The organism is Sphingomonas sp. T1 (genome assembly GCF_902506585.1).
Lineage (GTDB): Bacteria > Pseudomonadota > Alphaproteobacteria > Sphingomonadales > Sphingomonadaceae > Sphingomonas > Sphingomonas aerolata.
The window spans coordinates 1-10368 of record NZ_LR733886.1 but is presented as its reverse complement, the minus strand read 5'-3'; the positions used below and the strand labels follow the sequence as shown (position 1 = coordinate 10368).

Here is a 10368-nt window from a genome sequence, read left to right as displayed (position 1 = left end):
CGCCTTCGCCGCAGAACTCGAAAAGCAACGGTCGGGTTTAAACCTGACCGTTGCTTCACCCGCGCTCCTGCGCGACAACAACGGTCGGTCTCTGGTCGCAGCTGGATGAAAGGCGGGGGTCACGTCATAGTCAATATCGCTCACCGGAAGGCGTATCAGCGCATCGCACACCTGATGTGCGAGTTGCATACCCGCCTCTCATGTCTTGGCCTCGTGAGTGGCTCGACCTGCGCTGTGCCGCTCACGCAGGAACAACTCGGCAATGCGCTTGGCCTCACATCGATCCATGTCAACCGGATGCTCAAAAGGCTTCGTAATGAAGGGTTGATGGAATTTCACAAGCGTACCCTGACGTTGCGCAACCTCGCGGAATTACATGCGGTAGCCGGCTTTAATCCCAGCTATCTCCACGTGAAGCCAAATTATGGATAAGATACCAAGTCAGTTGATTGCACAATGCTAATATAGCGTGATATTAAAGTATCAAATACTCGTCGTACTTTGTCATATTCGCTAGGGTGATAGTCGGTTCCGGAAACGGGCATTAATCTATACCAAAAGAATGGAAAGGCCCATTGCAAAATTACGATTAGGTTGTCATCGTAGATAATCTACCTAAATTGCAAAACTTTAGTGGATCATAGAATGATTGATGAGAATATCCAGCTCAACGCTGTCGAGCTTGCCACCGAGTTGACGATTGCGTGGCTGTCTAATTCTAATACCCGAACATCCGCCGATGAGGTTCCAGCGTTTCTCGCCCGGATGCATTCGAGCGTTCAGTCTCTGATGAGCGGCGCTGAGGGGACAGACGCTCCCGCTGCTGGCGCGCAGGATTACTCACCCGCAGTTTCGACGCGAAAATCTTTGGCGAACCCCGACTTCATCGTCAGCATGGTTGATGGAAAGTCGTACAAAACTCTACGTCGCCACCTTTCAAAGCACGGCATGACGCCAGAGGAATATCGCGTGCGGTATAACCTAAAAGACGATTATCCTATGGTTGCCCCAACCTATTCGGAAGCTCGCCGTGCGATGGCCCACAGGATTGGCCTGGGAAGCGTCCGCAAGGGCGATGGCACGTCACCGAAGGCTGCGGCAAAATCGAAAAAGCCAAAAGCGGTGCCCTCCGAGTGAGTTTAAGCTGGCCTCCTCATAGGGGCCAGCTTTTGTCGCGCATTACAGCCAAGGCATTCAACGTATGATTCCCGTTTAGCCTCCCCATCGTTAGATTAGAGCATGGCTTTGCAATATTTAGCAGCATCCTATCCATTCGAGAGTTCGAGTTATCTACGCGAACGTTGGTGTATGAGCGGTATCGGCCCAAGCGCCTTTGAGCGATTGCTGCAGCTGCCCCCTGTCGGAAAACACATGTTTTCGGACACCCTTGGGTGATCCCTCGGCTTTGGTCGGCAATCCTGCGCCTGAATAGTCGACAAACCCTGTCGCTTTGACGTAGTGTACGACAAAGTGGTTTTGAGGGTTTGTCGTACATGCTGGTCGGATATATGCGAGTGTCATCGGCCGATGATCGCCAAACTGTCGATCTTCAGCGCGACGCTCTGGTCGCGGCGGGTGTCGATCCGCGTAATTTGCATACTGATAAGGCATCGGGAGCACGCGACGATCGACCGGGCCTGAAGGACTGCCTCGATTATTTGAGTGCGGGTGATACGCTGATCGTGTGGAAACTCGATCGGCTTGGGCGATCGTTGCCGCATTTGCTGGCGATCGTCACTGACCTAAAGGCGCGTGGCATCGCGTTCCGTTCGCTGACTGAGCAGATGGATACGAACACGCCGCACGGCGAACTGCTATTTTCGCTGTTCGGCGCGCTGGCGCAATATGAGCGCGCGCTGACGCGCGAGCGGGTGATGGCGGGACTGGCGGCTGCAAAGCGTCGAGGGCGCCAGGGTGGACGGCCTCCCATGATCGACACTGAGACCCTTGAACGGATTACTGCCGCGCTTGATGGCGGAGCAAGCAAGGCATCCGTTTGTCGCACCTTCAAGGTGCCGCGTTCGACCTTGATTGGCACTCTTGCCCGGATCGGTTGGGCGCCGCCCGCTAGAGCCTAACCCGATGCCTCGTCGCGCCGTGCTGTCGGACGAGCAACGCATGGCGTTGCTCGCACTTCCCGATGATGAAACCACGCTCGTTCAGCACTGGACGTTGAGTGAGGATGACCTGGCTATCATCGTGCGCCGCAGGCGACCGCATAATCGTCTGGGTTTCGCGATCCAGCTATGCGCGCTGCGCTATCCCGGCCGTTTGCTGCGCCCGGGCGAATTGATCCCCGATACGCCGCTCGCGTTCGTCGCCGAGCAATTGCAGATCGCGCCCGAGGTGCTGGCCGATTATGCGACGCGCGGCCCGACCCGGTACGAACAGCTCGATGCGCTGCGCGAGGGCTTTGGGTTCACACAGTTCAGCCGGCCATTGCGAGCGGCGTTGCAGGAATGGCTGCTGCCGATTGGGCTGACGACGACCAGCGGGGCTGGGCTGGCACGGTCGCTACTAGGCGAGTGCCGACGACGGCGCATCATCGTACCTGGCATCAGTTCGGTCGAACGGATGGTTGCGCAGGCGTTGCTCGACGCCGAGCGCCACGTCGCCGAGCATCTGACCCGAGGGCTGGAGACTGGGCAACGCCGTCTGCTTGACGCCCTTCTTCTGCCTCACGCCGGCACGAACCTCAGCGGCCTCGGATGGGTGCGGCAGCCGCCCGGCAAGCCCGGTCGCAAGACGTTCGCCGTCATCATCCGGCGGCTAGCTCTGCTGCGCGATATCGGGATCGATCCCGATATCGCGGCAGGCATACATCCCGAACGCCTGCGACGCCTCTGTCAGGAAGGGGCTCGGCTGACGGCGCAACATGTCCGGACGCTGCAAGCAACGCGGCGCCGTGCGACGCTGGCGGCAACCGTACTCGAAACCATCGTCACGCTTACCGACGATGCGGTGCTGATGTTCGACCGCCTGCTGGGTCAGATGTTTCGGCGCGAGCAGAACGGTGCAGACACAGCGCTCAAGCGCGACCGGCGCACCATCAATGGTAAAATCCGGCTACTCGCCCGGCTCGGCGATGCCCTGCTCACTGCCAAAGTGTCGGGCGGCGACATCGGCGCCGCGGTCGAGGCCGTAGTTGGATGGGACGATCTCGGCCGTGAAGTCGATGAAGCCCGCAAGCTGATCCGCCCCGATGCCGTCGATCCCGTTACGATCGCCGCTACCAACTACCCCGTCCTCCGACAGGTCGGTCCCTTGTTCATCGCCTCGTTCACGTTCGGAGCGGTCCCGGCCTGCCATACGCTCGCGCGAGCAGTCGCTATCATGCGCGACCTTCATCTCGGTCGCCTGAAAAAACTGCCGCCGGATACGCCGGTTGCCTTCATTCGGCAGGCCTGGCGTCGCGCGATCGGCCCCGGCATTCCCGATCGCAGAGTTTATGAATTTTGCGTCCTGGTCGAGCTTCGGGACAGGCTTCGTGCCGGCGACATGTGGGTCGAGGGAAGCAGACGCTATCGTGCCGTCGAGCAACAGCTTATTCCTGGCCCGGTATTCGCCACCATGCGGGCAGCCGGCCCTTTGCCGATTCCGGCACCTGATACGGCCGATGCCTGGCTAGCCGAACGGCGTACCCGGCTCGCCCGTAGATTGGCAGAGGTCGAGCGAAAAGCGGAGACGGATACGCTGGAAGATGTACAACTCAGCCTCGGCAAGCTGCGGATTTCGCCGTTGAAGGCGGTCACGCCGGCTGAAGCGGATAGCGCCCTTGCGCCGCTTTACGCCCATCTTCCCGCGATCCGCATCACCGATCTCCTTGCTGAAGTCGATCGATGGACCGGATTCAGCCAGTGCTTTACGCATCTGCAAAGCGGTCGGGTTGCCGATGAACTCCGCGCTATCCTCACGGCGGTGCTCGCCGATGCAACCAATCTTGGTCATACGCGCATGGCTGAAGCCTGCAATCTCGTGACCCAACGCCAACTCAGCTGGCTCGCCTCGTGGCATTTACGCGAGGAAACCTACGGTCGGGCTCTCGCCAGGTTGGTCGATGCCCAGCACACCGCGCCACTCGCCGCCCTGTTTGGGGCCGGGACATCGTCCAGTTCGGATGGTCAGAACTTCCCGCTCGATCGCCGTGCCCAGGCGACCGGTGCGGTCAATCCGCACAAGGGCGCGGAGCCTGCCGTCTCCTTCTACAGCCATGTCTCGGATCGCTACGCGCCGTTTCATTCCACCGTCATCTCCGCATCCGCGAGCGAGGCGGCGCAGGTGCTGGACGGGCTGCTCCATCACGGTGCTGATCTGCACATCGAGGAGCATCACGTCGATGGTGGGGGCATTTCCGACCATGTATTTGCGCTATGCCATCTACTCGGATTCCGGTTTGCGCCGCGCATACCGAATATCTCCGCGCGCCGGCTTTACCTGTTTGACGGCATCGAACCCGGCCCCGATATTGCGCCGCTCCTCGCGGGCAAGGTCGATGAGGGCCTGATCGCTGCCCATTGGGACGACGTGCTGCGCTTGGGCACCTCGATCCGCACCGGCGTCGTGAGTGCGTCAATCATGCTGGAACGGCTTGGCTCCTATCCCCGCGCCAATGGCCTGGCCTTGGCACTGCGCGAGATCGGCCGCGTCGAGCGCACCCTGTTCACGCTCGATTGGATCGAACAACCCGAACAGCGGCGTCGCGCGACCCGCGAACTCAACAAGGGTGAGGCCGAAAATGCGCTGAAACGCGCCATCTTTTTCCACCGGATCGGCCGTATCCGCGATCACGCATTGCAAGCCCAGACCCATCGAGCGAGCGCACTCAACCTCGTCGCCGGTGCTATCGTCCTCTGGAATACGACCTACATGCAAGCCGCCCGCATGCATCTTGCCAGTCTAGGCCGGTCGATCCCGCCGGACCTGCTGCAACACCTTTCGCCGCTCGGATGGCAGCACATCAACCTCACCGGCGATTATCTTTGGACCGACCCCGATGCGCCATCGCCGGCCCTCAGGCCGCTTCGCCAGATGCACGCCGTCGAAGGCCCGGCGAAACCTTAGCGTATATCTGGGTCCGTCGTCTAATCGCGGTGGGGTCAAGGAGATTTCATCGGGCGCATTTCCTACCTGTTAAAAACATCATCTGATGACTGCTTCTGCCGGTACATGGTCGTCTACGCGGTCGCCATTTGGCGCCGCAGGATGGGTTTTCGTAAAAGCGGATCTTCCAATGTTCTATGCGCATTCAGGCAGTGTCGCCTCTCGCAACGGACATAGCGGAATGATCCGGCCTACGCCCCGGCAGGGGCATCCTCAGGTTGGCATTTCGGTCAAGCTGTTGTCAGCTGACGGCAGCGCCAGCGGTCCGGTCGAAAAGCTCTCCGGTATGCAGCATACGGTGCATGATGACGGCAAGTTTGCGAGCGACCGCCACGGCTGCTCTCTTGAAGCCGAGACGTTCCCTCAATCCGACACCCCACTGTTTCAAAGTGCTTTCGCCCGTCGAACGCGTCAGGATCACGACAGCGGCCTCGTAAAGCAGGCCGCGGAGGCGCGGATCTCCCCGACGGGATATGTGGCCGCCGTAATCGACTTCGCCGGACTGGTAGCGCCTAGTCGTCAAACCAAGCCAAGCGCCTACCGCACGAGATGATTTGAAATTGCCAGGTTCTTCCACGGCTGCGACGAACGAAGACGCCGTGACCGGACCGATGCCAGGAATGGACATGAGTAGAGCGCATCGTTGATCCAACCGCGAGGCGGCACGAAGTTGCCCATCAAGTTTAGCAGCCTGCATACGCAACCCTCGCCAGGCATCGAGCATCGGCAAGACGATCCGTTCAAGCTGGGTATTATCCGCCAGTAATCGACGGACATGGCCCTCAAAAGCACCACCAGCACTTTTCGGCACGACTAGGCCAAAGGTCTTCATCAGTCCGCGAATTTGATTCGACATCTGGACGATCACTTTGAGAATCTGATCTCGCGCCGCGACCAGCGTACGCATCAGCATGCTCTCGAACCCCTTTACCCGAACTTCCCGGTAGAAGCCGACTTCTGCAATATGCGCCAGACCATCCGCGTCGTTCGCGTCTGTCTTGTTCGCGGCCATATCCAGCGCAGCTTTCGCGTGCCGCGCATCAATGCAGATGGCAGGAACACCATCGGCCTTGAGCGCATGGTAGAACCACGTCGACAATTGACCGGTTTCGAATACGACCCGCTCGGCGTCCGGCGCGCGTGCGCGGATCAAATCAGCTAAAACCTTCGGATCTGACGCACATTTTCCACGCCAGATGCGTTTGCCGCCCCGTCGCACCGATACCGCTGTCTCTTTCAACGAAACGTCCAAACCGACATACGCGCTCATGGTCGTCCTCCGTCATAGGCAGGATCAGGGCTACTTCCCCAACCAGCGCTTCATCTTAGCGCCGAACTTTGATGGCACCGATATCGCCCGTCCAAGTCGTAAAAGGGTTCAGTACGATCCGCGATTACCCCATGTTCTATGTACCGCCCCCGCTTTGCTTCGCCGACAATACTGGAGCGACAGAACATCCGGACAATTCCGGGACCCCTGAAATGACAAGGAGAGAAGGGGGAAGGGGATGGGTGTCCGAAAATTGGTCGGATGCTCAGATAAGAAGGGTGATTTCCCATGATCCAGTCCGTCAAGCTCGCGAAACTGCGCCTCTCCGCCAGCAACGTCCGCACCGCCCCCGACGCGGCCTTGCTGATCGAGCCGTTCGCAGCCGACCTTGAGGCGCGCGGTGTCCTGCAGAACCTGCTCGTGACCCCGGTTGCCCGCTCGCGTGGCATGTTCGAGGTGTTCGATGGCGGCCGGCGCTTGCGGGCGCTCAACATGCTGGTCGAGCGTGGTTTGATCGATCCCGAGCAGTATGACGTGCCGGTGCGCGTCCTGAAGGGCGACAACGCCGAACTGACCGAAACCTCGCTGGCGGTCAGCTTCCACCACCTGAAGCTCAGCCCGACCGAGGAATGCCGCGCCTTCCAGCACTTCCTCGCTGGCAGCACCGACATCGACGCGGTCGCCAAGCGTTTCGGGGTGACCCGCCGCTTCATCGACGGTCGCCTGCGCCTCGCCGACCTCGCCGAGCCGATCTTCACCGCACTCGCCGAGAACAAGATCACCCTCGACATGGCCAAAGCCTATGCGTCGACCGCCAGCCATGAAGCGCAGCTGAGCGCCTGGACGACTTATGGCTCGTACAGCAACTATACCGCGGACTCGATCCGCCGCATCATCGCCAACGACATGATGCGCGCCGACGATCCGATCGCGCTCCTGGTCGGCGCCGAGGCTTACGAGGCCGCTGGTGGCGTCATCGATCGCGACCTGTTCAGCGATGCCCGCGAGAAGTGGCGGAATCCCGAGATCGCCCGCACTCTCGCGGCTGCGATCATGGAAGCCGAGGCCACCCGGATCGGTGAGGAACGTGGCCTTGCCTGGATCACGCCGATCGCGACGCACAGCATCTGGGACGCAACGCGCGGCCTCTACAAGATCAATCTGCCCGAGCAGCCGATGACGCTGGAAGAAGCCGAGCGCGCCGAGCAGATCGAGCAGCGCATGGCCGTACTGCATGACGAGATGCAGAACGAGGAACTTGCCGACGACGCCTTCACCGCGATGGAAACCGAGAACGACGCCCTGGCGGTCGAACTCGAGGCGCTGGACAACCGGCCGGTGTTCATGCCGCCCGAACTGGCCTCAAAGGTCGGGGCGTTCCTGACGCTGGCCCAGAACGGCACGATGGTCCTGACCGAGAGCTACTACAGCGCGACGCCGATCACGGTGACGGTGGTCGAGCCCGATGCGGTCGAGGGCGATGTCGAAGGCGGACAAGGTGACGGCGATGGCGAAGGCCAGGGCGATGCCAATGACGTCATCCAGGCGCCCACCTTCCGCATCGAGGAGGGCACCCCGGCGCCGACCAAGGGCAGCACCGATGCGGTCGTCGATCCAGAGAGAGCGGCGCCCGGTGGCAAGGCGCTCAGTCAGGTCCTGGCCGACCAGTTGGCGATGCAGCGCCGGGACGTGCTGGGGGCGGCGCTGATCGCCAATCCGGGCCTGGCGCTCGACTACATGTTGTTCGCCATGGTCGACGAACGCTGCGGCACCGCGGCGAACGACGGAACGACGATCCGCGCCGATCTGCCGCAGGACCCGATCTCGATCACCAACATGCCGAAGTCGCGTGCCCGCGATTACCTCAACGAGGTGCATGAGGGGCTGGATGCCTCGTGGCGCGCGTCCGACCATCAGGTCGTGCGGTTCGAGGCCTTCCGGGCGCTTGGCGACGAGGTCAAGACGGCATGGCTGGCCTACATCGTCGCTACCTCGCTGGACGCCAAGATCTCCTACGGCACCAACGAGCTAAACCCGATGCACGGCCGCCTCGCCACCATCCTCGACATCGACGTTGCCAGCTGGTGGCGCCCGACGTCGGAGAACTTCTTCGACCGCGTCTCCAAGGGGTCGTTGATCTCGCTGCTCCATGAGGTTGGCGGACCGGCGCTGTCGAGCCGGCATGCCACTGAGAAGAAGCCGGTCATCTCGGAGACGTGCGAGAAGCTGTTCGGCGGTGACGCTATCGTCGAGCCGGCGATCACGGAGGTGGCGCTGAAGTGGCTGCCCGGTGCGATGTGCTTCTCCGACAAGCCGATCGCGGCCGAGGCCGATGAGGGCGATGACGCACAGGGTGACCTTGCCGACCTGATCGACGGCAATGAAACCGATGCCGAGACGGATGACGGCGACGCCGGTGGTGACGATCTCGCCTCGCTGATCGGCGACGCTCCGGACGCTCCGGACGCTGGCGAAGATGGCGACCAGCAGGACGGCAGCGATGTCGGGGCCGAGGCGCAGCATGACAACGACGACGCGGTCGAACCCGAGATGGTCGCGGCCGAATAGGGCGGCCCCGCTTCCCCTCTGAGCAACCTCACTGCCGGCCCGCGACCACGCGGCGCCGGCAGTGTCTTTTCATACCGCCCAAAAGGACAGCGCCATGCCCGCTGCAACCCGCGATATCGCGGCCGACATCACCGCTACCATCATCGCCCGACTAGAAGCCGGCACCACGCCGTGGCAGCGACCCTGGTCGCTGATCGGCGAGGGCGGACGCCCGCTCCGCCATGAAGGGATCGAGTACACCGGCATCAACGCCCTGTGGCTGTGGGCGATCGGCGATACCCATGGCTTTCGCAGCCGCTACTGGATGACCTCGCGTCAGGCACGTGAACTCGGCGGTGAGGTCCGTCCGGACGCCCGACCGTCCTACTCGGTCTATGCCAACACCTTCCGCAAGGCCGGCGTGCCCAACCTGATGGGAATGGCCGCTGACCGGATGATCCGCTTCCTGCGCTCCTACGAGGTGTTCAACGCCGACGAAATCAAAGGCCTGCCGGACTATTACTATCCGCAAGCCATCGCGCCGACACCGCGGCTACTGTCCGATCGGCAGGAACGGATCGATGCGTTCTTCGCCGCGATCCCGTCCAAGGTTCGCCATGGCGGCAGTGCCGCCTTCTTCGACATCAGCTTCGACTATATCCAGATGCCGCGCCCCGGCAGCTTCAAGTCGGCAGATGGCTACGCCTCCATTTTAGCGCACGAAAGCTGCCATTGGACCGGTCACCGCACCCGGCTCGACCGCACCTTCGGCAAGAAGTTCGGCGACAAGGCTTACGCCATGGAGGAGCTGGTCGCCGAGCTTGGCGCCGCGATGATCTGTGGCGATCTTGGTCTGCCGACCGAGATGCACAACAACCACGCCAGCTACCTCGCCAGCTGGCTGAAGGTGCTGAAGGCGGACAAGACCGCGATCTTCCTTGCCGCGAGCAAGGCCGAACAGGCTTTCTCGTACCTGCGGGCATTTTCGACCGCTGCAGCCGATCCCTCTCAGGCGCGGCTTGCCGCATGACCCCCTTCAACCGGAGACCACAACATGGGTTGGACCTCGATGACCAGCGCCGGCATGGCCGGCCATGCAAACCCCAAGGCGTATCTGGACGACCAATTCACCTACGGCCGAACACTGGATGGTGGCGGCACGCGCGGCATGCGCGTTATCGACAGCGCGTTCGTCGGAAACCGCGTCTGGTATGCCGCGGCTGAGATCACCCGGGACGGCGAGCCGCAATATGTCATCGCGCTGGTCTGCCTGGTGCGGTGGAACCCGAAAGCGCGTGACGGATACGTCTTCGGGTACAAGGAAAGTGCGCCGTTGTGGCGCTGAAAGGAGTATCAGTAATGATGAGGTAAGTTGAGGAAACCTCTGCCCGCCAAGCTAACCTTGGGTTCGAAAGACCTGAAATCCGGAAACGGACAGGGGACAATAGCAT

8 protein-coding genes are annotated in these 10368 nt (G+C 61.4%); 7 read left to right on the top strand and 1 reads right to left on the bottom strand.

Annotation, left to right across the window (positions count from 1 at the left end; translation table 11 throughout):
• From GV027_RS21560 to GV027_RS18730, 4 genes are all read left to right on the top strand, one after another.
• Positions 1-432: Crp/Fnr family transcriptional regulator (locus tag GV027_RS21560; RefSeq protein ID WP_236559380.1), on the top strand; the 432-nt coding region annotated here is incomplete at its 5' end.
• Between the two features lie 213 nt (positions 433-645).
• A complete protein-coding gene (locus GV027_RS18740) occupies positions 646-1137 on the top strand; it encodes a MucR family transcriptional regulator (protein ID WP_159513169.1) in 492 nt (163 codons plus the stop codon).
• Between the two features lie 356 nt (positions 1138-1493).
• Complete coding sequence (locus GV027_RS18735) at positions 1494-2078, top strand: recombinase family protein (RefSeq protein ID WP_020997492.1); 585 nt, start codon at positions 1494-1496, stop codon at positions 2076-2078.
• Positions 2079-2082: 4 nt separating this feature from the next.
• Entirely contained in the window at positions 2083-5061 is a 2979-nt protein-coding gene (locus GV027_RS18730; protein ID WP_159513168.1) for a Tn3 family transposase, read from the top strand.
• A gap of 280 nt (positions 5062-5341) precedes the next feature.
• Here the strand turns inward: GV027_RS18730 and GV027_RS18725 are convergent, their stop codons facing one another.
• A complete protein-coding gene (locus GV027_RS18725) occupies positions 5342-6370 on the bottom strand; it encodes an IS110 family transposase (protein WP_029625484.1) in 1029 nt (342 codons plus the stop codon).
• A 288-nt stretch (positions 6371-6658) separates the two neighbouring features.
• On the opposite strand from GV027_RS18725, the gene GV027_RS18720 reads away from it, so the two are divergent.
• The 3 genes from GV027_RS18720 to GV027_RS18710 all read left to right on the top strand — a co-directional run bounded on the left by GV027_RS18720 (position 6659) and on the right by GV027_RS18710 (position 10262).
• Positions 6659-8938, top strand: coding sequence for a ParB/RepB/Spo0J family partition protein (locus tag GV027_RS18720; RefSeq protein ID WP_159513167.1), 2280 nt, complete (start codon positions 6659-6661; stop codon positions 8936-8938).
• Positions 8939-9032: 94 nt separating this feature from the next.
• Positions 9033-9947 (top strand): ArdC family protein, encoded by a 915-nt coding sequence (locus GV027_RS18715; protein WP_159513166.1) that lies wholly within the window; start codon positions 9033-9035, stop codon positions 9945-9947.
• Positions 9948-9986: 39 nt separating this feature from the next.
• Positions 9987-10262, top strand: coding sequence for a hypothetical protein (locus GV027_RS18710; RefSeq protein ID WP_159513165.1), 276 nt, complete (start codon positions 9987-9989; stop codon positions 10260-10262).
• Positions 10263-10368 lie beyond the last annotated feature (106 nt).